The sequence below is a fragment of the Granulicella mallensis MP5ACTX8 genome (assembly GCF_000178955.2).
GTDB lineage: Bacteria > Acidobacteriota > Terriglobia > Terriglobales > Acidobacteriaceae > Granulicella > Granulicella mallensis.
Genome location: NC_016631.1, coordinates 5868642 through 5890571, shown reverse-complemented (window position 1 = coordinate 5890571; position 21930 = coordinate 5868642). Strand labels below are relative to the sequence as shown.

Genomic DNA, 21930 nt, shown 5'->3' with positions numbered 1-21930 from the left:
CTGCCCAGTGTGCCATTAAAGCGGTTCTCTGGTTATTTGATAGGGGGGGAAGCAGAGAAGTTCGCATAAAAACAGCCCTGAAGGGTAAGGTGCCCCTGCTTTTGTTCTTGTTTTTGCTTTTGTTCTTGCCTTTGTTTTTCTGGCTTGTCATTCCGAGCGTAGCGAGCGAACCTGCTGTCTCCCGTTTTTCGCTCATGCGGCCCCAAAAGTAGTAGCGAAGCCAGAAGGAGATTGTTCTGGTACGCAAACATCTGTGGCGATATAGGCAAAGAACGGGAGACAGCAGGTTCGCTCGCTGCGCTCGGAATGACAAGCCAGAAAAGCAAAGGCAAGAACTGTCGTGGCACGTCCTACCTGCGTGCCAGCATCACAACAGTCTCCAGATGAAAGGTCTGGGGAAAGAGATCGACCAGATGTATCTCCGCAATACGATAGTCCCGTTGCAACACAACTAAATCGCGAGCCAGCGTTGTCGGATCGCACGAGACATAGACCACGGCAGGCGCAGCGAGCTTCAGCAGCAGCTCACAAGCCTCCACTCCCGCGCCCGCACGAGGCGGATCGAGCACGATCAAAGCAGGCCGTTCTCTCTGCACAACAGCGCCACGCAGAAACTCCAGTGTCGAAGCCTGTACGGATCGGTGCTGCGAGCCAAGCTTGCCGAGACTGATGCGAAGATCATTCGCCGCAGAGGGATTAGCTTCGACGGCAGTCACCTGCGCGAAGCTACGCGCCAGCACCCGCGAGAAAAGCCCGACACCGGCAAACAGGTCCCAGGCAATATCGCCGCTGCGTCCGACGCAGACGAGAGGTAACAGTTTCTCTACAAGGAAGCGATTGACCTGAAAGAAACCGCCACGGCTGACCCAGTAGTTTTCATCGGCAACACGATACGCAAGCCCCGCGATTCCCCAACCCTCTGTGAAGTTCGTATTCCCCCCACGAGCATCGCCCGTAAGAACGCCAGCCCCCGAGAGCTCCGGCACGCCCTGCTGCAAGGCCTCGCACAGTCGTGCGAAGCTGTTCTTCTTCGCAGGCTTCGCGCGTGCACACAGCAGCGTCATCTGCAGACGCGAAAGATCGGCGTTGCAGAAGAACTCAACTTCATTCGCAGCCTCGAGCCACAGCTTAGCTTCAATGTTGTTTTCGGAAAGCTGCAGGAGAGCAACGGCAGCCTTCCATAACAAGGGTGCGGCGATAGGGCATTGCGTAATGGGAAGGAATGCGTTGGTTCCGCGAACGCTATACCCAACGCGAAACAAACCCTCCACCTTACCGAGACGAAAGCGCACACGATTGCGATAACCCCACGGTTCGCCTGTGTGGCTTGCGATCTCCGGCAGCGTGTTGACACCTGCGCGCTGCATCGTCTCCCTCAGGATGTCGCGTTTGATCTCAACCTGTGTCGCATACTCTGCGTGCTGATACTGGCAGCCTCCACAACGGCCGAAGTGCGGGCAGGGTGGCTCGATACGCGTGGGCGCAGGCTCAATCACACGCTGCAGTGCGGCTTCGTTCGCTCCTGAAGGTGCATCGATCTCGACAAGCTCTTCCGGCAGCACGAAGGGCACAAAGGCCACTGCGCCCGAGATCCGGTGCGCAAGACCGGCACCACCGTAGACAGCTCGCTCGATGCGGACGGTTTCTGCCATCACTCGTGCCCCATGTAGAAGAGGCTGAGGCGCGGAAGGCTGCGGGCCTCGAGCAGGCGCTTCTGCAGGAACTGCGCCTGGATCTGCCGAATCTGCACCGCGCCCATCTTCGCCCGGTATGGCGCAAGCTCGCGATCAGCCTGTTCGCGCAACGCGACGATCTCTTCCTCGGGAGCTGTGCTCATCAGGGTTGCGAAGAGTTTTTCTTCGAGCACCGTCAGCGTGCGGTCGAGTTCATCCAGAGGCATCGGAGCCGCGCTGCGCAGGACTTCAGCCAGTTCGCGCAAACGTCGCGCGGTTTCGCTGAGTGCGATCGAAGTGGGCTTTGCAGCGTCGACGGCCTTCGCGTTCTCCTCGAGGAAGCGAGCGACGCGCTCTGTCTCGAAGCCGCTCTCGACGGTCTCTTGCGGTGCCGTCTTCACCGCGCCGGTCGCAGCCTCGGCCATGTCTTCGGCGGCCTGCATGACGGCTTGCGCACACCATGCCAGGCCATTGACCTTGCGCATCCGTCCCTTGGCCCGCTGCATCTTGGCGTCGTATTTATCGAAGGCGTCGTCGATCCCGCGCAACGCGGCCTCGAGCGGAATCCCGGCCTCGCGCCAGGTCTCAATCAACGCCCAGTCCAGCGTGGAGAGCATCAACAACGAGCCGCGCCTGCGGCTGAAGCGCTCTTCGATCTCCGAAAAATAATGAAAGTAATTCATAAAAGCAGGGATTAGGGAACAGAGATTAGGGATTAGGTTCAAAGGGCTCTCTAATCCCTAATCCCTGTTCCCTAATCCCTGCCTCACCGTCTTCTATGGCGCTCCTGGTTGCGTTCCCAGATGAGCCGCAGGCCGTTCAGCGTGAGCATCTCGTCGACTGCTCCAATGTATTTGGAGCCTCCCGCGATCAGCTTGGCGAGGCCGCCGGTGGCGATCGTCTTGGTCTCCGGTCCGAGCTCCGCGATAAACCGCTCCAGGATGCCGTCGACCAGTCCGATGTAGCCGTAGTAGAGCCCGATCTGGATGTTGTCGGTAGTGCTGGTGCCGATGATCTTCGCCGGCTTCTTGATCTCCACGCGCGTCAGCCGCGCGGCGCGAGAGAACAGCGCCTCGGCGGAGATGCCGAGCCCCGGCGCGATGGCCCCGCCCAGGAACTCGCCCTTCTTCGAGACGACATCGAAGGTCGTCGCCGTGCCCATGTCGACGACGATGGTCGGCCCGCCGAGCAGTTCATAGGCGGCGACGCAGTTCACGACGCGGTCCGCTCCGACCTCGTTGGGATTGTCTGTCAGTATCGGCAGGCCGGTCTTGACGCCGGGCTCGATGAAGAGCGGCTTGATGTGGAAGTACATCTCGCACACGAGCCGCAGGCTGGAGTCGAGCGGCGGCACGACGGAAGAGATGGCGATGCCGGTGACGACGTCCGGCTTCAGGCCGCGCATGGAGAACAGCGTCTGCAGCAGCACTCCCAGCTCGTCCGCCGTCTGCTTGTAAGGAGTCGTGATGCGCCAGTCCGCAACCAGTTCGTGCGGTTCGCCCTCTGAGAGACGGAAGAGTCCCACGACCGTATTGGAGTTGCCGATATCGAGTGCCAGTAGCATGGTCGCCTTTCCGCCTCGGTTGAGGTGCTATTCCATCTCGCGAACGCCGCCCGAGAGCACCGTCCGCAGCACGCCGTCGTCGCTTGCGACGAGCAGAAACCCATGCTCGTTCAGACCGGCCGTTACGCCAGTATATCCGCCCTGTTCGGGCACCTTCACGCGTTTTCCACGCGCCCAGGTAGAGCCTTCCGCAAACCGGGTGAGCAGATCTTTTTCGCGTGGAGCCGATATGTCTTCCAGCAGCATCAACTCGTGGTCAAGAGCTCGCAGCAACGCGATCAACAGGCTGCTGCGCTGCAGCGGCTTGCCGCTTGCGAGCCGCAACGATGTCGCCAAAGGAGCGATCTCCTCTGGGAAGGACGGGTGATTGATGTTTATCCCCACACCGATGACGGCATAGCGCAGAGCGGCGTTCTGGTCGCGCTCCAGTGCCGTTTCGACGAGGATGCCGACGCACTTCTTGCCGTCCAGCAGCAGGTCGTTTGGCCAGCGGATGTCGGCGGTCAGTCCGGTGCACTCTCGTATGGCCCGTTGTGCCGCAAGGCCGGTCGCGAGCGAGATCAGGAGTGCATCGCGCAGCGGCAGCGCGGGTTTGGTGAGGATACTCACATACAGGCCGTCTCCTGGCGTGGAGTGCCACGTATGGCCTCCGCGTCCGCGACCCGAGGTTTGCTCGTCCGCGACGAAAACCGTGCCTTCAGGAGCGCCCGCGGCCGCCGCTTCGAGCAGCCTGGCATTGGTCGAGTCGACGGATGCGAAGTGTTGAAGCCCGCGGGCAAAGCGTGTGCCGATCAGCGCGGCGCGGATCTCCGCAACATTGAACTCTTCAGCCGAAACCATATCTTCAATGCTACAGCGATTCGTGCTGCAGGCTCAGCTCTGGATCGTCTGGGTGGTGAGTGTGCCGGTCGCGAGATCGATGGTCACGGAGTCGTCAGGGGTCTTGGTGTCTGTGCCATCTGAGGCCGGGTGGTACTCAAGGTGCAGCAGCTTTGCATTGACCACAATGCGGAGATAGCCGTAGTTCTTGAAGTCGTAGCTGTTCAGCGTGACGGAGTCATTGCGCTCGGGCTGTGCGAAGGCCGGCATCGGGATGGGCGTGCGCAGCGTCGGGTCGATGTTGAGCTTGGAGAGGCCGTGGCCCCCGTTGCCGACGACGTAAAACGGAATCTGGCGCGAGCCCAGGGTGCGGGTGAAGCGCTGGTAGTTATGCGCGTGTCCTGAGAGAACAACGTGGGGCCAGACGCCGACCGCCGCGCAGACAGCGTCGATCTCCTTCAGCATCACCATCGAGCCGGAGTGCTTGCCGAAGGCATAGGGAGGATGATGGACGGCGAGGATCACAGCGCCCGTGAACTTCTGCTTCTTGATACGAGTCAGTGCGGCCGTCAGGTAGTCGATCTGGACGTCCGAGAGATTAGGGAACTTCGGCTTGCCGCTCTTCGGGTCGGGGGTGGAGGAGATGACGCCGGGATTCTCCATGATGTTGCTGTAGAGGCCCAGGATGCGAACAAAGGGCGCCTCCAGCGTGAAGTAAACACCGGGCTGGATCATCGTGGTGCGCGAGATGCCTACGGAGTCGGTCGAGTGCGCGAAGCCCGGCGTACAGAAGTTGGCGAGGAAGGCGCTCAGTGAATCGTCCGGGTTGCCGGTGCCGGCGGGCGCGGGCAGAACGATGCCGTCGTGGTTGCCGGGGATGGCAAAGATGGGCGCGGGATAGTTTCGGTAGGCGTCGTAGAACTGGTCGTAGTAGTACTTATGCTCGCCGAAGCTGTATACGATGTCACCGAGATTGTAGAAGAACCGGGGCACGGCTCCTGCTGCCTCGCCGGTGAAGTCGGCGAGCATCTTGTCCACTACTTCGTTCTCGGTCTTCGGCCCCTGGGTCGCACCGGTATCGCCCGCCGAGTGAAACACCATCTGGCCGGCACTCTCAATGCTGGAGACGATGGCCGCACCGCCAGGCCCGAGGGCATCGGCGAGGTTCAGGACGGGCTCAGTGACGCCCGGAACGCTGGGAAACGCCAGCGGAAGAAACTTGTGGGCCGCGATGAGAGCGTCCATCTCCTTATAGGCCTGCGTGTCGGAGGCGTGCGCGACCTTGTACTTCGTGGGGTCCGGCGTAAAGGTGGGATCGGCAAAGATCGGCGTACCGGCGGGTGTGCCCTTGGGGGACTGTGGCGAGAGGGTGCTCGCCACAGCCGCTGCAGTTTTCTTAACGGTTTTCTTTGCCTGAGACCTTCGTGCGGTTGCCATGGAAACTCCTCGCCGGCGCGAATACAAGTGTTCGCAGGCTAAGGGCAGGCCGCAGGCAAGTCAAAACAAAAAACCGATAAATTCGGCAACGAAAAGGGGATAGATATCCTCATAGTATCTTTAGCCCCCACAGAGTCGTCATCCTGAGCGAAGCGTCCCGGCTTTTGGGGACGCGGAGTCGAAGGACCCCGAGGGCCACAATCCTGCCCATACCTTTCGCCCCTTTTCCACCTCGAGCTCTCGAGCCTGGACGTTCGCGCTGGAGACGATCCCAACACCATGGGCAAGATCAAGCCCCTCGGGGTCCTTCGACTACGCACCTCGCAAAAAAGGCGAGGCGCTCCGTTCAGGATGACGCCTCGGTGGGGGATCAAGATAAGAACACTATCTTGGCTTTATCTTCGGTTAGACCGCTGGCAACGCGTCAAGCGCAGCCTGGGCCTTGTCCTTCAACGCACGCGTTTCGGCGGCCTGCTTCTTCAACCCTTCGACGATATGTGCCGGAGCCTTCGCCACAAAGCCCTCGTTGTTCAACTGCCGTTCAGCCGCCTGCAGGCCCTTGTCATACTTCGCAAGGTCCTTCTCCAGACGCTCTCGTTCGGCGGCAACATCGATCTGGCGTTCGTAGATCACCGCTACATCGAAGTTGGCCGTGGCACGCGCGCTATTGCCCGTCGGGGCCTCGTGCACCAGTTCAACGGAGCTGACACGAGCGAGCCTCGCGAGCATGTCGGAGTTCGCGTCGGCCAACGCGGAGATGCGGTTGTTCGCATGGACCTGAATCGGCGTGGCCTCTTTCTCCGGTACGCCGAGCTCTTTGCGCAGCCCGCGAACCGTGACGATGAGCTCCTGCAGCGTGTTCATCGCCTCGACGCTGAGGGCATCGTTGGCGAAGTCGCCAGCCTGCGGGAAGCGTGTGAGCGCGATGGACTTCGCCGGTGACTCATTGCCGACCGAAGCGTAGAGCGCGTGCCAGAGCTCTTCGGTGATGAACGGCATGAAGGGCGAAAGCAGCCGCAGCGCTGCCTCGAACACGCTGACCAGCGCGCCGAGCGTGAGCGCGGTGACATCGTTCTTCTCGCCGGTGAATTCAAGCCGCAGCTTCACGAGCTCCAGATACCAGTCGCAGAACTCACCCCAGAAGAACTGGTAGACGGCGTTCGCGGCTTCGTCGAAGCGATAGTCCGCGAGCGAACGTTCCACGTCCGCGCACACCGTGCTCAGGCGCGCAAAGATCCAGCGCGTCTCGAGCGGCGTCTGCTCCGGCAACTCAAGCGACAGGGAATCATGCGCTCCCAGCGAGACCTTGTATCCCGCCTCGCGGCCACGTTCGATCTGCATCTGCAGAAAGCGTGCGGCGTTCCAGATCTTGTTTGCAAACGAGCGATAGCCCTCTGTGCGGGCTTCGCTGAAGGCGATGTCCGTTCCCGGCGAAGCCTGCGAGGCGAGCGTGAACCGGACCGCATCGGTCCCGTACTTCGTGACGACTTCGATGGGGTCGATGACGTTGCCCTTGGTCTTGGACATCTTCTGCCGATCGGCATCGCGCACCAGCGCGTGGATGTAGACCTCGCGAAAGGGCACGGCATCGGCGAGCGAGCGTTGCGAGCCGTCAGGCATCGGCACATCGAGCATGAAGTGGCAGCCCAGCATGATCATGCGGGCCACCCAGAAGAACAGAATGTCGAAGCCCGTAACGAGAAGCTGTGTCGGATAGAAGGCTGCAAGATCGGGCGTGAGTTTGTCGCTTCCGTCCCAGCCGAAGACGGTGAAGGGCAGCAGTCCCGACGAGAACCAGGTATCGAGGACGTCGGTCTCCTGCACCAGCTTTGCGCCGCCGCACTTCGTGCAGTCGGTGGGCGTCTCGCGCGAGACGTTGATCGCGCCGCAATCGCCGCAGTGCCACGCAGGAATGCGATGGCCCCACCAGAGCTGCCGCGAGATGCACCAGTCGTGGATGTTCTTCATCCACTCGCCGTAGGTCTTGCGGTAGTTGTCGGGCGTGAACTTGATGTAGCCCTTGTCCACGGCTTCAATGGCCTTGTCGGCGAGCGGCTGGATCTTGAGGAACCACTGCATCGAAAGCCGCGGCTCGATGATCGCGCCGGTGCGCTGCGAGACGGGCAGCGTCAGGGTGTGGTCCTTGATGGCCACAAGATGCCCCGCGGCCTCCAGGTCGGCGACGATGCGCTTGCGAGCCTCGAAGCGGTCGAGGCCGTCGTAGGGCGAGCCTTCGAGCTTGATGTGCGCCCGCTCGTCCATGATGTTGGGCGACGGCAGGTTGTGCCGCCGGCCGATGGCGAAGTCGTTCGGGTCATGCGCAGGTGTGACCTTCACCGCACCGGTGCCGAACTCAGGATTAGCCCAGTCGTCGGCGACAACGGGAATCTCTCTGCCCATCAGCGGCAGCACCAGGTTCTTGCCGAGGAACGCTGTATAGCGCTCATCCGTGGGATTCACGGCAACGGCAACGTCACCGAGCATGGTCTCGGGGCGTGTGGTCGCGATGATGAGGGAGCCGGAGCCATCCGCCAGATCGTAGCGAATGTGGAAGAGCGAGCCTGCACGCTCTTCGGACTCTACTTCGAGATCGCTGACCGCAGTTTGAATCTGCGGGTCCCAGTTGACGATGTACGCTCCGCGATAGATCAGCCCCTGCTCGTACAGGCGCACGAAGCTCTCCTTCACGGCACGGCTCAGGCGTTCGTCCATCGTGAAGTACTCGCGCGACCAGTCGACGCTCGCGCCGAGCCGCCGCATCTGGTCGGTGATGGCGCCGCCGTACTGTTCCTTCCACTTCCAGACGCGTTCGGTGAAGGCCTCGCGCCCCAGCTGCTGGCGCGTCGTCGTGCCTTCGGCGGCGAGCTGCCGCTCGACCATCATCTGCGTCGCGATGCCCGCGTGATCCGTGCCCGGAACCCACACTGAGGTATCGCCGCGCATGCGGTGCCAGCGCGTGAGGATGTCCATCTCCGTCTGGTTGAGCATGTGCCCCATGTGCAGCCGGCCGGTAACGTTGGGCGGGGGCAGCAGTTGCACGAAGGTCTTGTCTGGGTCGGCTTCGCCTGCGGGTGTGGCGACATCGAACAGCCGCTCTTCCACCCAGAACTTCGCCCACTTCTCTTCAATCGACGACGGATCGTATGTCTTTGGCAGTTCCTGATTCATAAGCTTTAAGCGTAGCAGGAGGAGGACAGAGTGTAGAGGGATAGAGCGTAGAGGATAGAGAAAACAAAAGAGCGGCGCTGAATACGATCATTCAGCGCCGCTCCCTTATTCGTTCTACTCTCTACACTCTATCCTCTACACTCTATCCTCTACACTCTGCTTTTTAGAGCGGATTCAGCTTGTCCAGACCCTTCTTCTTCTTGTGGGTGCTGGAGCTTTCGTCATCCTTGTCGAAGGGCTGCTTGGGATTCTTCTTCTTTCCGTTCTTCCCGGTCGTCGCCGTCTGTGCCGCCGGTTGTGCCGACGCACCCTTCAGCTCGTTTACCTGGTCGGGAGCCTCGGCTGGCTTCTCGATAGGTGGCAGAGCAGCGGTGTCCTTTGGGCCGGCAGTAGGCAGTCCGTTGTTGGGGTCGGGAGCTCCCGTCGCCGCAGGCAGATTGCTTACGGGAGACGTGCTCACTCCAGGCGTCAGCACCTCAACGCCCAAGCCTGTACCCGTGGGTCCGCTACGGGCAGGGGCGGCTTCCATCGTGGACGTAGTGCTGTCGTGAGCGGCCTCGCCTGGTGCGGGAACGTCGGAGAGGGTAGGCGGCGCGGCAGCGGCTGAAGGCTCCGCTGTGGTGGCTGGAGCCGCGCTGTCGCTCCCGGGAGCCGCTGTAATGGGAGTCTTGGCTGCATCGGCGGCAGCAGCAGCTGCTGCTGCAGGATTGAGCGCGCCCGCATAGCTGGCCAGCATCTGCTTGATGACCTGCGGAGCCGTGGTGATCGGCGCATCGTCTAGCGGAGGGTCGCCGGCGCGTGCTGCGGGGACCGTATCCGGCTTATGCAGGATCAGCAACTGGAGACGGCGGGACATCGTGTATTGCGCACGGCTGCTTTCGAGGGCTTCGCTGGCCGCTACCTGTTCCGGGGTCGGTTCCGGAATCGGCAGGTTCATGGCTGCGAGCCGTTCTTTGGCGTCTTCCGCGTGCGGTGCGGCGGAGTGCTCCAGAACCACTGTCCGGTAGGCGGTTGCGGCCTTGCCGTCATACTCCTGCAGCAGCTTGGCGCGCGCTGCTTCCGGCAGGGCCTGCGAGCGGATGATATGGGCCTGGGCCGCATAGGCATCGCCGAGTCCGATCAGGGCGTCGTCCATGTGGCTGTACTGCGGATACTGGTCAATCACGGTCTGGTAGCGAGCGATCGTTGCCGCCCAGTTCTCATGCGAGGCGTAGAACGCACCCAGCTCGGCCTCACGCGTGGCCATCACTTCCTGAACCTCGCGCAGCTTCTGGCGTACCTCTTCGAGCAACTTGGGGGGAGCATCGCGATACTGCCGCAGCATGGTGCGGTAAGCTTCCTCGGCCTTGAGAGCCTTGGTATAGTCGCGGTCCGGAACGTCCATCTGCTTCAGGTAGATGTCGCCGACGCGCATCTGGGCCTCGGCGGCCTCGGGCACGTTCGGGAAGAAGGTGATGAAGTCGGTATATTCCTGCTCGGCCTGGGCCAGGGCGGCTGAACCGCCTTCGCGGTAAAAGCTATCGGCAACGGCCAGCTTGGCGCGCATCTGGTACTGCGAGTCAGGATAGGTGTTCAACAGGGTCTGCAGGTCGAGACGGGCGACGTCATAGTGGCCGCTCTTGGATTGGGCCAGCGCCTTGTCGTAGAGCTGCTTGTCCGGCAGCTGTGCGTCCTTGCTGAGCTGCGGCTGGAGCTTGCTGTCACGCTTGATCACCGCACGGGTGTCTTTGCCCTGCTTGACGCGGTCGGCCTTGGCCACCTTCTCGTGCTTCTTTTTCTTGTCGGGGGTATTGCTGAGCGTAGCGCTGGTCGCCTGGTCGCCGCTGGTAGCCTGCGCGGGAGCGGTCGTAGCAGGCTCGGTTGTCTGCGGCGTTGCCGCTGCCGGTGCTGTTTCCTGGGCCACAAGGGCGAGAGACGGGGACAGCATCGCTGCTACTGCCAGCCCGGCCATCCATCCAGCCCGGCGGCTCGTGAAAAAACTTCCAAACCCTGTACGCATTGCAACTCCATCCGCCCACAGCGATGCTGCGGGACTGCCTTTTATTCTAGTGCAGTTTCACCGTTACTGGCCTCGGGAGAGCCGTGCCGGATGGTTTTCAGGGGAAGAAAACCGGGCAGACCTCTCTCTTCTCAGCCGATACCTGTTGTGAACTGCCCTATTTGCCCGCCCGGGAAACCCGGCGGGGGAGTGCCTTCTTGCCCGGGAGGGGGGCTGCTTTCACCCTTGCTGTTCTCTCTCCCGCTGCTTTGCGCGCGATCCGCAGGAACTCACGGGCATTCTTTTCGGTCTTGCCCTTCTCAAAGATCGCCGAGCCGGCCACGAGCATGTCCGCTCCTGCTTCGACGACGCTCGCTACCGTATCGTGAGCGACCCCGCCATCGACCTCGATGCGAAAGTTCAGCCCCATCTCCTCCCGCAGGCGGCGCAGATGCGCGATCCGCTCGACGGAGCGCGGCAGGAACTTCTGCCCGCCAAAGCCGGGGTTCACACTCATCACGAGCACATGGTGCACCATCGGCAGCACTTCAATGAGCATCTCCACCGGCGTCGCCGGGTTGATGACGACGCCCGCGCCCATGCCGTGATCGATGATGTGCTGCAGGGTGCGGTTCAGATGGCGGCATACTTCCACGTGCACGCTGACCATATTCGCCCCGGCTTCAGCAAACGCCGGGATGAACTGGTCGGGGTCCTCGATCATCAGGTGGCAGTCGAGCGGCAGTTTGGTGACCGGACGAATCGCCTTCACGACCGGCGGCCCGAAGGTAATGTTGGGCACGAAGTGGCCGTCCATCACGTCGACGTGGACGATGGTGCCGCCGCCACGCTCGGCGCGCGCGATCTCGTCCGCAAGATGTGCGAAGTCCGCCGCCAGAATCGAAAATGCTAACTCAATCACAATGTTTCTCCCGCTTGCCGGAATCTTTCAAGATTACCAGCCTCGCGTATCGTAACTGAGGCTTTGCGCATGAGGGTGTGGCCGCAGAGGCCAGGGGCGACCACTCAGGGATGCTTCGAGTCGTGAGACACAAGAATCGAGATACGAGCTGATTCCTCGCCTCTCGCAACTCATCTCTCGTAACTCGACGCAAACAGAAGAACACCCCGGATGCCAGCTTCTAGGACCCCGCCGCCTCCCGAGTACCGGATGAAATCATGCGAGCGCTGAACGCGCTGAGCACGCTCAGGACAATGGAGATCAGGAGAATATCGTGATACCCGGACAGGAAGGCTTCGTTGATCGCTCGTCTCACGCGCGGGTCACTGGTCTCGGCTCCCGCGAGTTTGGGGCGTTCACGGTTGATGTTTTGCAGGGCTTCGGGCGAGAGCGCCAGTTGGTCAAGGCTATGCGTGAGAGCTCGATTGAACCCGAACGACAAGACCAGGCCGAAGACCGCGACCGCTAAGAGTCCGGCAATTCGTGAAACGGCATTGTTGACGCCCGAAGCCACACCCGCTTCGCTGTCGGGGACGGATTCCATCACGGCTGTCGTGAGCGGAGCTACGCTGATCGCCATCCCCAGGCCAAGCGTCAAGATGGCGGGGAAGAGTGTCGTCCAATAGGACTGGCCGATGCCGCCTCTCAGCATGAGCGCATAGCCTGCCGCCGCTATGAGCGGTCCGATCGTCAGGGGTGTCCTTGCCCCATAGCGCGCGATCAGTCCACCGGACCAGCGGGACAACAGAAAGATCAAAAGGATAAGCGGGAGCAGCGCGCCTCCCGCCTGGGTCGCGGAGTAGTGCTGAACTTGGATGAGATCGAGCGGGAGAAAGAAGAGCAGACCGCTCAGAGCCGCATACAGAAAGAAAGTAAGCAGGTTGGCCCCACTGAAGTCTCTCGAGCGAAATAACTTGAGGGAGACCATGGGAGCTGGGGAGTGAGCCTCCAGCAGTAAGAAGGCGGCGAGCGCGCCAACTCCGGCAACGCCCATCGCCCACACGATACGGCCACCGTGTGGAGCTTCGATTAGCGCGTAGGTCGTCGCTCCCAGGCCAAGGGTCGCCAGCGAGGCTCCTCGCCAATCCAGAATCCGGCTGGCCTCTTGATTGCGGCTCTCTGCGACATAACGCAGCGTCAACGCCACAACGACAACCGCCAGGGGGAGATTGATAAAGAAGACCCACCGCCAGGAGCCATGCTGGACCAGCCAGCCTCCGAGAACCGGACCGACCGCCGCCGTAATGGCTGTAAAACCCGACCATGTGCCGATGGCGCGGCCTCGTTCGCTTGCCGGAAAGGATGAACTAATGAGGGCTAGACTTCCCGGTATCAATAGCGCTGCGCCGACTCCCTGGAAGGCTCGCGCAAGAATCAGAAACTCAATCGAAGAAGCGAATCCGCACCACGCTGAACCAGCAGCAAAGACCAGCACACCTGCGACAAAGATCTTGCGGCGACCGTACAGGTCACCGAGTGAGCCTCCCAGCAGAAGCAGCGAAGCGAGTAGAAGCGCATAGGACTCCACGACCCATTGAAGATCACTCGCGGTTGCGTGCAGAGCAACCTGCACCGCTGGAAGCGCAACGTTGACGACCGTCCCATCGATGAAGGCCATGCTCGATCCGAGAATGGTCGCAACCAGAACCCATCGTCCGACAGCGGCCGATGGGGTTTTCGAGGAAGCGTGCATCGTCGCCCTCCAGAGGGATACGAGGATCATCTTACCGATCTGTTACCCGAAGCGATGCTCCGAGTCGTGAGATACGAGAATTGAGATACGAGTCCTTACTCGCCTCTCGCAACTCATCTCTCGCAGCTCGACGCCAAGAGGCAGGAACCAGAAGGACGCCGCGCCCTTGCGGCTTGTGGATCGACAAGGTACAAATGCCGAGATGAGCGAAGAGACGATGAGCGGAAAAGACAAGATCAGGTTTGGCATTATTGGCAGCGGCGGCATCGCGCGCCGCTTCGCCCTCAGCATGCAGCATACGGAGAACGCCTGTGTCTCCGCCGTGTGGGGACGCAATGAAGCGACCGTGGCCGCCCTGGCTGAAGCCAGCAACGCTGAGGCGTGCCTGACGCTGGACACGCTCTTCGAAAGATGCGACGCCGTTTATATCGCCACGCTGCCGGATACCCACGAGCAGTTTGCGCTGGCAGCTCTCAAGGCGCGCAAACCGGTGCTGTGTGAGAAGCCGTTGATGCGAAGCAGCGAAGAACTGGATCGGGTGCTGGTTGCGGCTCGCGAAAACGACCAGCTCTTTATGGAGGCGATGAAGCCTCCTTTCTTTCCGCTTCACCGCTCGCTGCGCAAGCACCTGGAAGAAGATCCCATCGGCGATGTGCAGTATGTGCAGTCGGGATACTGCGATGCGCGTGTGCCGCCGGATCATCCTTCGTGGCGGGCCGATCTGCACGGAGGCGCCTTGCAGGGGATCGGCGTCTACCAGGCGTGGCTGGCGGTGGAGTGGCTTGGGCAAGCCTCGTCCATCGCGACCATCGGTCGCATGCAGAACGGTGTGGACGCCTTTGCCTTTGTGCAGGTGGAGCATCAGCGCGGATTTTCGCAGCTTCACTGCGGCATGGGGCTCTCGTCCCCCGGTGAAGCAACGCTCTGCGCGGAGGGAGGCCATGTGTCCCTGCATGCGCCCTGGTGGAACCCCGTGCGGGCCACGATCCGGTATAAGGATGGCCGCGCAGTCACACTGGACGAGCCCTTTGCAGCAGGTGGGCTCCAGTATGAGGTGGATCACTTCTGTCAGTTGCTGCGCACGGAGACGAAGATGAGTCCCGTACTGACGCATACTATCTCCCGCGACGTGATGCATATTCTCGATACGGCACGCGCGCAGGTGATGGCTCCGCAACTTCATCGAGGGTAGACGCATAATGGGGCCGCCACAGAGGCCCGAAGCCCCGAAGAAATGCTCCGAGTCACGAGATACGAGAGTCGAGATACGAGTCATTACTCGCCTCTCGCAACTCATCTCTCGCTACTCGAAGCAAAACCGAAGGATGCCGGTAAGGTCCATTACCCGATGTCCCCCGGCGTCACACTCTTGCGCGAACGGCTACGCTTTGGCAGCACCGGCACAACGCGCTCTACGCCCTCGCGGCCCGGATGAATCACCTTCGTCTTCAAGTTCTTCGCGGCCTCGCGATCGACGGCCTGCAACTCCCCCGGAGGCCCGAGCACGATCCGCGCCGCGCCGTTCAGGATGCGGCGTATCGGCCAGGCGCCGTCGGCGTTCGGCAGAAAGACCTCACCCGCGCGCTGCTTTTCAGGCCGGTAGTACCAGCGGCGAAAGAGCGAGAGCGAATCGCAGCGCTCGTTGATCTCCGCCTCGCCCGCAGAGTCCGCGCGCTCCGCAAGCCTTTGCAATACTTCGCGCGCACGGTCCTCGGGAGAGAGCGTCGCAGCCTTCGTGGCGGCTGGAGCTTCGGAAGCAGGCTCATCCAAAGGGACCGCCGCCAGCATCAACGGCTGCGCGAACAGGGAGCTTCCCACGGCCGTCTGTTCCCGCACCGCGCGAACGCCCAGCGTAGAGAGCGGTTCCGGGCCAACGATCCTTCCTCGCTCCAACAGAAAGACCGCGGCCTCCTCAAGCTTCTCGCCTGCGCGTGGCGCAGCCTCCTGCAGTACGACGGCGCGCAGTTCCGCGACCGGACGCACCAGCTCATCGACCAGCAGTGCAGCCGCCTTCACGCGCTCCCATTGCTTGTGCAGGGCAGCGGCCTCCTCGAAGTCCATGGCCGCGCTGGCTTTCTCGCGTAGCGCGGCGACCTCCGCCAGCATCGACTCACCGCTCGTGGCGAAGAACCGGAAGACGCGCTGCGCCTCGGCGGCATACTCCTCGGCGGAGCACGCCAGCTTGCAGGGCTCCATGCACTTCTTCATCTCGCCGTAGACGCAGCCAGGATGCTCCGGATAGGGCTGCAGGTCTTCGTAGCAGCGTCGCAGCTTGAAGAGATCGAGCACAGCATCGCAGTAGCGTTCCGCTGCCGCCCGCGAAGGGAAGGGGCCAAAGGTTTCGGCGAGGGCCCGCTTGCTCAGGCGGTTGGTCGAGTAGACGCGCGGATGCTCGTGCGTCATGGTCACGCGCAGGAAGTAGGGAGGATGCAGCCGCAGTCGCCGCCGTGCCTCTTCGGCCCCGTAGACCGCACGCGATGCGCAGTAGAGCACCAGTGCGGACTCGAACTCCGAGCCTGTCGCTGTCCACTCGATCCAGCGGACTTTTTCACGCAGGTTGAGGCGCTTGGAGAGGACCGGCCGCCCCTGTTCATCGACCGCTTCCGGGGGAGCGAGCAATCGCCGCAATCTTCTGCGCAGATCTGCCGCACGGGTGAGATAGGGTTCATCTCCTTCGCGCTCGCCACGCAGGGCGAACACGCCCGGAGCTGCGGGAACATTGCGCAGAATCTCGTCGGCATTGGCCGGGAGAAACTCGATGCGATGGCTGAAGTCGAAAGCTGCGCTCACAGCGAGAATTGTAGCCGGACTGCCTTTGTATTTCTGGTTTTGCTTTTGTATTTCTGGTTTGTCATTCCGAGCGCAGCGAGTGAATCTGCTTTCTCCCGTTTTTCGTCAGTGGCAGCACGGACGTTATGGCCGATACAACTCATGGCTTCCAATTTTTGCCCATATATTCCTGGGTGATACGGGCAAAGAACGGGAGGAAGCAGATTCACTCGCTGCGCTCGGAATGACAAACCAGAAAGGCAAAAGCTCTAACTGCCCGCGACCGTCATGCCTTCAACCCGCACCGTCGGCACAGCGCCGCTGCCGCGAAACTCCAGGTCATCCCCAATCGCCGACACATTGCGGAACATGTCCTTCAGGTTTCCCGCAATCGTGATCTCTTCGACGGGATACGCAAGTTCGCCGTTCTCGATCCACAACCCGCTCACGCCCAGCGAGTAGTCGCCGGTGACAAGGTTCACGCCGGTGCCCATCGTCTGCAGCACGTAGAGACCTGATTGCACATCGCCGATGATCTGCTCCGGTGTCGCCGTTCCCGGTTCAAGAAAATAGTTGCCGCCGCCGATCCCCGGAGCGCCCGCCAGACCGCGCGAGGCCTTGTGAGTTGTCTGCATGCCGAGCTTGCGCGCGGTGTAGGTGTTCAGCATCAGCTCTTTCAGTACGCCGCGTTCGATCACCATGGTGCGGCGTGTCGGCAGACCGTCGCCGTCGAAGGGTGAGGTCCCGAAGCCCCCCACGCGCAGCGTGCTGCCGTCAGCCAGCGCGTGGTCGAAGACCATCGTGCCGTCATCCACCATAGTGATATTTTCGCCCGCAACCTGTTCGCCGAGCTTGCCTGCGAACATCGACGCGTTGCGATAGATCGCATCGCCATCGGCCGCGTTCAGCAGATTGCCCATCAGCCCCCGCGCAGTCTCCGGCGCAAAGACGACAGGGCACTTCTGCGTAGGAACGCGTCGCGCGCCGAGTCTCCGCAGCGCACGCTTGGCAGCGATGATGCCGATCTCTTCCGGCGATTCGAGCAGCTTCGCGCTGCGCGCGCTCGAGTACCAGGAGCCGCCCTGCATCGCTCCGCTTGCATCCTGGGCGATGGGCGCGGCGGAGAAGCCGCAGTAGCTGCGGCGATACTCGCCGGCAAAGCCTCGCGAGTTCACCATCACGCGTCGCGCGTTCGAGGCATCGAAGTCCGCGCCCCTGGAGTTCTGGATGCGGGTGTCGAAGCCCATCGCCGCGGCCTCGCAGCGCCGAGCGAGGTCGATGCGCTCGGCGGCGGGAATGTCGTGCACGTCGTCGAAGTAGAGCGCCAGCTCGTCGACGTTCTGCGAGCCAAAGGCCTCACGCTCCGGCAGGCCTGCAAAGGGATCGATGCCGGTTACCTTGGCAAGCTCCACTGCGCCGCGCACCAGTTGTTCCAGGCCCTCGCGTGAGAGGTCCGATGTCGAGGTGCTGGCCGTGCGTTGTCCGCCCTGGGAGGGGAAGAAAACGCGCAGCCCCAGCGCTCGCGAGCCTGACTCCGTGAGCTGCTCCACCTGTCCCAGGCGGATGTTGACGGAGAACTCTTCGCTCTCAAAGCCTACTGCTTCGGCGTCGGTCGCACCCGCTTGGAGCGCGCGTGCGACAACGTCGGCGGCCAGGCTCTGCAACTCTATCTTCGAATCTGTTTCGGTAGCCAAGTCTCTTCCGCCTGTTGCTCTCTACTGCACTGGAGTGCTCGAAAGCCGCGCCGGACGGCTTTCCTCAGCCGCGCGAACGAGGATGCCGGCACAGTGCTCCGCATCGCTCTTCAGCTTGTGCGCCGCATGCGAAGCCGGGCCGTTGGCGATGTGGCGCTTGTGTACCTTCAAGGCTCCGTGGCAGTCCTTGCAGCGAAACTCGGTGTCGCCGTCGCCCAGGGCTTCGTCCACGTTCTTTATCTTCCAGAACGGCTCATAGCCGGTTCCGCTCGCGCGAACGCGGCGCCGCTTTACCTCGCACTCGTACAATTTTTCCGTTTTCGCTTCAACCTTCGTAGCCATGCATGATTTCTTTCCTGGTGCGGTTGCGGTGCGTGAAGGCTTCTTTTCTGTAGTCTTCGAAACTATTGCCGCGGCTAGCGGCCTGTGCCGCCGACCGTCATACGGTCCAGCTTGACCGTCGGCATGCCAACGCCGACCGGCACGCTCTGCCCGGCCTTGCCGCAGGTGCCGATACCTTCGTCGAGCGCGAGATCGTTGCCTACCATCGACACATACTTCAGGGCCTCAGGCCCATTGCCGATCAGTGTTGCTCCCTTTACCGGCGCGGTTACCTTGCCGTCTTCGATCAGGTAGGCCTCGCTGGCGGTGAAGACGAACTTGCCGTTCGTGATGTCGACCGAGCCGCCGCCAAAGTTCACGGCGTAGAGTCCGCGCTTCACACTCTTCAGAATGTCCTCGGGCTGGTCCTCGCCGTTGAGCATGTAGGTGTTGGTCATGCGCGGCATGGGGATGGCCTGGTAGCTCTCGCGACGGCCGCTGCCGGTGTTCGGCATCTTCATCAGCCGCGAGCTCAACTTGTCACTCAGGTAGCCGCGCAGAATGCCGTTTTCGATCAGCACCGTCTCCTGCGTCGGATTGCCCTCGTCATCCACGTTCAACGACCCGCGCCGTCCAGGCATCGTTCCGTTGTCGACCACCGTCACCTTGCTCGACGCCACCTGCTGCCCGATCAGGCCGGCAAAGGCGCTGGTCTTCTTGCGGTTGAAGTCGGCCTCAAGCCCGTGGCCGACGGCCTCGTGCAACAGAACGCCGGGCCAGCCGGGGCCGAGCACGACTTCCATCTCGCCTGCGGGCGCAGCCACCGCGCCAAGCTGCAGAATCGCCGTGCGCGCAGCCTCGCGAGCGAAGTGCTCGGGCGATTTGTCGCCGGTAAAGAAGTCCAGCGCGACACGTCCACCGCCCCCGCTGGTGCCGCGGGCCGTGTTGTTTTGCTCATCCTTCGCGATAACGAAGATATTGAGCCGTGCGAGCGGCTGTGTGTCGCTGGCAAAGGTGCCGTCGCTGGCAGCGATCAGGATGCGGCGCAGCTCGTCGTTGATGCTGGCCCGCACCTGCACGATGCGAGGGTCGAAGTCGCGGGCAGCCTTGTCGGCGCGCTCGATCAGCTTCAGCTTCGCGGCGATCTCGACGTCGCTGCTCACCCCTGCCACCGGATAAAGCTGCGGCGTGCGCGTCTCGGTAAAGCCCTGCACACGCTCAATCTGCGGTCCACTGGCGATCAGGGCTGCCGTACGTGCGGCTTTCAGCAGGCGGTCCGAACTCAGGTCGTCGGTATAGGCAAAGCCGGTTCGCTCGCCCGAGAGCACGCGAATCCCGCATCCCACGCTGATTCCCTGGGCTGCCGTCTTGACGATTCCCTCATCCATGCCCAGCGAGGTCGAGGTGACTGCCTCGAAGTAGAGATCGGCAAACTCACCGCCCGCGCTCAGGGCCTCCCCGAGGCAGCGCTCGAGCAGACGTTCACTGAGACCGAGTTTCTCGAAGAAATATCGTTTGTGGTCGGTGATTTCAGGCAGCAATGAGTATGAGGCAGACGCCATCTTTCTATTCTAGTCCGATACTCGGACATGCAGCATGGCAGGCCCTCCGGACACGCCTGGGCGGGGCTGTTGGCGTTCCGTATACCCCGCGAAATCCGCAGCCCGGCTGCCCCGTACTATCGTCCTCAGACGCCGCTTTAACCCCATAACCCCATGAAAAAGCCTATCTCCACCCGAATTGCAGGTCTCGACACCCTCCGTGCGCTGGCAATTCTGGCGGTAATGGCCTTTCACCTGTCCTGGAGGCTGCCGGAGCGGCTGATGCCGGTCGCCAGGTTCGGCTGGATGGGCGTGGACCTGTTCTTTGTACTCAGCGGCTACCTGATCGGCTCGCAGCTGCTGCGGCCGGTGAGCCGGAGGCAGGAGATCTCGCTGATCGAGTTCTATCGCAAGCGCGCCTACCGGATTCTGCCGGCGTACCTCGTAGTCCTGGGACTCTACCTGCTTTGGCCGGCATGGCATGAGGACAAGGCAATGTCCCCGTTATGGCAGTTTTTGACCTTCACCGAGAATCTCTTCGTCGACTACTCGAAGAATCATGCGTTCTCGCACGTGTGGTCGCTGTGCGTGGAAGAGCACTTCTACCTGGTGCTCCCGCTCCTGGTTCTGTGGCTGTCGCGCCGGCCTGCGCTATGGAAGACCGTCTCTGTGCTGCTCTTCTTCGTTGTGCTGGGAGTCGCCATGCGCAGCTACGAGCTGGTGCACGTCCTGCGCCCGCTGGATACGAATGGCGATGAGTTCAGCACGCGATACATCGAACGCATCTACTACCCGACCTACAGTCGTCTCGATGGCCTGCTGGCGGGAGTGGCCCTGGCGCTGATCAGAATCTTTCGCCCGGCATGGTGGTCCGCCATCGCCCGTCGCGCGAACTGGCTTCTGTTGGCGGGATGCGCTCTTGTTGGAGGCTGTGTGTACCTGTTTTTCAACCGCTTCAGCTCCGATACGGGCCCAGCCGCCGTGGGCATCGTGATCGGTTATCCCTTGCTATCGCTGGGGCTGGCGTTCCTGGTGGTCGCCGCCATCGAGACGCGCAGTTGGCTGGGACGCGTGCGCGTGCCGGGCGCGAAGCTCCTGGCAACGCTCGCCTTCAGCCTCTACCTGACGCACAAAGAGATCGCCCGCCTCGACAGCCTTTATTGGCACCACCTCGCGCAGGCCCGCGACTGGCGCTCGGTACTGCTCCTCGGAGTTACCTGTGTTGCAGGCGCGGCCATTCTCTATCTCTGTGTGGAGCGGCCCTTCCTGGCACTGCGCGACCACCGCGAAAAACGCGTACCAGTTTCTTCGGTTGATGAAGAAGCGCGCCTGGAGCCCGCGCTTTAACTCAACGTCCGTGCGAGGGGTCGGGTGAGTTCGCAACGTTCATATCCAGAAACACCTTCGGGAATCCCGGAGCGTAGCAGTTGCCATCCGAAGCATAGGTCTTCGCGCAGCTCTTGGTGATGGCGGGCCTGCGTGGCGACTGCGAGTACTGCCACGCCACCAGATCGGGCTCGCCGGCCTCGGAGAGGGGCTTGGTCTTCAGCGTGCACCCCGCTGCGGGAGGGCACTGGTCCTGCGTGTCGAAGATGGCGACCTCGTGCAGTCCGCCCTTCTTCACGCGGTCGCGGATGTCCTGCACCGTGTCGATCCACACGCCGGGATCGTCCTGCACACGCTGCCCGCTGGCATAGACGCCCGGACGGTAGTCCGAGGCGGCAACGGCCTCCGTCCAGCCCAGCAGGTAGGCAGCCTGTTCATCGAGCAGCCGCCCTCCTTCTTCCTGGTCCAGAAAGACGATAGTGTTCTTGGGAAAGCCTTCGCTCTGCGCGGCCTTTACAGCAACAGCGGCATCCTTGCGCCCGAGGTCCGCGGGCGTAGTTCCGGCCTTCTTCGCCTTAAGAATCTCCGCGTCGAGCCGGCCGTTGGCCAGCACGAGAAAGCCCCAGCCCTGCTGCTTGAGCAGCTCCCGCTTGCCAGCCCAGGAGTTGGTATCGTCACCGGGAGGGACGGTGAGCCAGTAGCCGGTAAAGGCAAAGTCTTTGCGCATGGCGGCCATGGTGTCGTCGCCGGGATAGTCGTTGCGGTCGAAGCCGAGAGATTGCGTGTCGGCGGATGCAGAGGACGCGACCGGAACAGCAGATTGCGCCGAAGCGGAAGTTGCAGCCGTGGAACTGGCGGATTGTGCTGGACCGCTGCCTCGTGAACAGCCACAGACGGCCATCGTTCCCAATAAGATACCCAGACCCACGATGCGCATTGATTCTCCTCCTGCCCAGCTTACAACTGCGGCTACAATCGCTCTCAGA

16 protein-coding genes are annotated in these 21930 nt (G+C 62.0%); 2 read left to right on the top strand and 14 right to left on the bottom strand.

Features of this window, described 5'->3' with window-relative positions; translation table 11 throughout:
* Positions 1-350: 350 nt before the first annotated feature.
* From rlmD to ACIX8_RS22820, 9 genes are all read right to left on the bottom strand, one after another.
* Positions 351-1652, bottom strand: a complete 1302-nt coding sequence (gene rlmD, locus ACIX8_RS22860; protein WP_014267771.1) for a 23S rRNA (uracil(1939)-C(5))-methyltransferase RlmD — start codon at positions 1650-1652, stop codon at positions 351-353.
* Positions 1652-2356 (bottom strand): hypothetical protein, encoded by a 705-nt coding sequence (locus ACIX8_RS22855; RefSeq protein ID WP_014267770.1) that lies wholly within the window; start codon positions 2354-2356, stop codon positions 1652-1654. The genes rlmD and ACIX8_RS22855 overlap by 1 nt, the downstream gene beginning before the upstream one ends.
* Positions 2357-2439: 83 nt before the next feature.
* Positions 2440-3237, bottom strand: coding sequence for a type III pantothenate kinase (locus tag ACIX8_RS22850; protein WP_014267769.1), 798 nt, complete (start codon positions 3235-3237; stop codon positions 2440-2442).
* A 27-nt stretch (positions 3238-3264) separates the two neighbouring features.
* Positions 3265-4077 (bottom strand): biotin--[acetyl-CoA-carboxylase] ligase, encoded by an 813-nt coding sequence (locus tag ACIX8_RS22845; RefSeq protein ID WP_014267768.1) that lies wholly within the window; start codon positions 4075-4077, stop codon positions 3265-3267.
* 33 nt (positions 4078-4110) lie between these two features.
* Entirely contained in the window at positions 4111-5493 is a 1383-nt protein-coding gene (locus ACIX8_RS22840; protein WP_014267767.1) for a metallophosphoesterase family protein, read from the bottom strand.
* Positions 5494-5898: 405 nt separating this feature from the next.
* Positions 5899-8661: a valine--tRNA ligase gene (locus ACIX8_RS22835; RefSeq protein WP_014267766.1), complete on the bottom strand. Its 2763-nt coding sequence runs from the start codon at positions 8659-8661 to the stop codon at positions 5899-5901.
* Between the two features lie 163 nt (positions 8662-8824).
* Positions 8825-10660: an outer membrane protein assembly factor BamD gene (locus tag ACIX8_RS22830; RefSeq protein WP_014267765.1), complete on the bottom strand. Its 1836-nt coding sequence runs from the start codon at positions 10658-10660 to the stop codon at positions 8825-8827.
* A gap of 157 nt (positions 10661-10817) precedes the next feature.
* Complete coding sequence (rpe, locus tag ACIX8_RS22825; RefSeq protein ID WP_014267764.1) at positions 10818-11561, bottom strand: ribulose-phosphate 3-epimerase; 744 nt, start codon at positions 11559-11561, stop codon at positions 10818-10820.
* A 220-nt stretch (positions 11562-11781) separates the two neighbouring features.
* Positions 11782-13293 (bottom strand): MFS transporter, encoded by a 1512-nt coding sequence (locus ACIX8_RS22820; protein WP_014267763.1) that lies wholly within the window; start codon positions 13291-13293, stop codon positions 11782-11784.
* 217 nt (positions 13294-13510) lie between these two features.
* Here ACIX8_RS22820 and ACIX8_RS22815 point away from each other — a divergent pair, with 217 nt between their 5' ends.
* Entirely contained in the window at positions 13511-14485 is a 975-nt protein-coding gene (locus tag ACIX8_RS22815; protein WP_014267762.1) for a Gfo/Idh/MocA family protein, read from the top strand.
* A gap of 149 nt (positions 14486-14634) precedes the next feature.
* Here the strand turns inward: ACIX8_RS22815 and ACIX8_RS22810 are convergent, their stop codons facing one another.
* The 4 genes from ACIX8_RS22810 to tldD form a co-directional block, all read right to left on the bottom strand.
* Complete coding sequence (locus ACIX8_RS22810) at positions 14635-16083, bottom strand: excinuclease ABC subunit UvrC (protein ID WP_014267761.1); 1449 nt, start codon at positions 16081-16083, stop codon at positions 14635-14637.
* Positions 16084-16331: 248 nt separating this feature from the next.
* A complete protein-coding gene (locus ACIX8_RS22805) occupies positions 16332-17756 on the bottom strand; it encodes a TldD/PmbA family protein (protein ID WP_014267760.1) in 1425 nt (474 codons plus the stop codon).
* 21 nt (positions 17757-17777) lie between these two features.
* The gene (locus tag ACIX8_RS22800) at positions 17778-18098 is read right to left on the bottom strand and encodes a hypothetical protein (RefSeq protein WP_014267759.1); all 321 of its coding nucleotides are present in this window, start codon (positions 18096-18098) and stop codon (positions 17778-17780) included.
* Positions 18099-18172: 74 nt separating this feature from the next.
* On the bottom strand, positions 18173-19639 hold the full coding sequence (gene tldD, locus ACIX8_RS22795) for a metalloprotease TldD (RefSeq protein ID WP_014267758.1): 1467 nt from the start codon (positions 19637-19639) through the stop codon (positions 18173-18175).
* A 153-nt stretch (positions 19640-19792) separates the two neighbouring features.
* Here tldD and ACIX8_RS22790 point away from each other — a divergent pair, with 153 nt between their 5' ends.
* On the top strand, positions 19793-20965 hold the full coding sequence (locus tag ACIX8_RS22790) for an acyltransferase family protein (RefSeq protein ID WP_014267757.1): 1173 nt from the start codon (positions 19793-19795) through the stop codon (positions 20963-20965).
* Between the two features lies 1 nt (position 20966).
* Here ACIX8_RS22790 and ACIX8_RS22785 read toward each other — a convergent pair whose 3' ends face one another.
* Positions 20967-21881 carry a glycoside hydrolase domain-containing protein gene (locus ACIX8_RS22785; protein WP_014267756.1) on the bottom strand — a complete coding sequence of 305 codons (915 nt, stop codon included), beginning with the start codon at positions 21879-21881 and terminating at the stop codon, positions 20967-20969.
* Between the last annotated feature and the right edge of the window lie 49 nt (positions 21882-21930).

Bases quoted from the DNA above. Each gene is read 5' to 3' on its own strand.
- rlmD (WP_014267771.1), bottom strand. From the start codon at position 1,652: ATGGCAGAAACCGTCCGCATCGAGCGAGCTGTCTACGGTGGTGCCGGT.
- ACIX8_RS22855 (WP_014267770.1), bottom strand. From the start codon at position 2,356: ATGAATTACTTTCATTATTTTTCGGAGATCGAAGAGCGCTTCAGCCGC.
- ACIX8_RS22850 (WP_014267769.1), bottom strand. From the start codon at position 3,237: ATGCTACTGGCACTCGATATCGGCAACTCCAATACGGTCGTGGGACTC.
- ACIX8_RS22845 (WP_014267768.1), bottom strand. From the start codon at position 4,077: ATGGTTTCGGCTGAAGAGTTCAATGTTGCGGAGATCCGCGCCGCGCTG.
- ACIX8_RS22840 (WP_014267767.1), bottom strand. From the start codon at position 5,493: ATGGCAACCGCACGAAGGTCTCAGGCAAAGAAAACCGTTAAGAAAACT.
- ACIX8_RS22835 (WP_014267766.1), bottom strand. From the start codon at position 8,661: ATGAATCAGGAACTGCCAAAGACATACGATCCGTCGTCGATTGAAGAG.
- ACIX8_RS22830 (WP_014267765.1), bottom strand. From the start codon at position 10,660: ATGCGTACAGGGTTTGGAAGTTTTTTCACGAGCCGCCGGGCTGGATGG.
- ACIX8_RS22820 (WP_014267763.1), bottom strand. From the start codon at position 13,293: ATGCACGCTTCCTCGAAAACCCCATCGGCCGCTGTCGGACGATGGGTT.
- ACIX8_RS22815 (WP_014267762.1), top strand. From the start codon at position 13,511: ATGAGCGGAAAAGACAAGATCAGGTTTGGCATTATTGGCAGCGGCGGC.
- ACIX8_RS22800 (WP_014267759.1), bottom strand. From the start codon at position 18,098: ATGGCTACGAAGGTTGAAGCGAAAACGGAAAAATTGTACGAGTGCGAG.
- tldD (WP_014267758.1), bottom strand. From the start codon at position 19,639: ATGGCGTCTGCCTCATACTCATTGCTGCCTGAAATCACCGACCACAAA.
- ACIX8_RS22790 (WP_014267757.1), top strand. From the start codon at position 19,793: ATGAAAAAGCCTATCTCCACCCGAATTGCAGGTCTCGACACCCTCCGT.
- ACIX8_RS22785 (WP_014267756.1), bottom strand. From the start codon at position 21,881: ATGCGCATCGTGGGTCTGGGTATCTTATTGGGAACGATGGCCGTCTGT.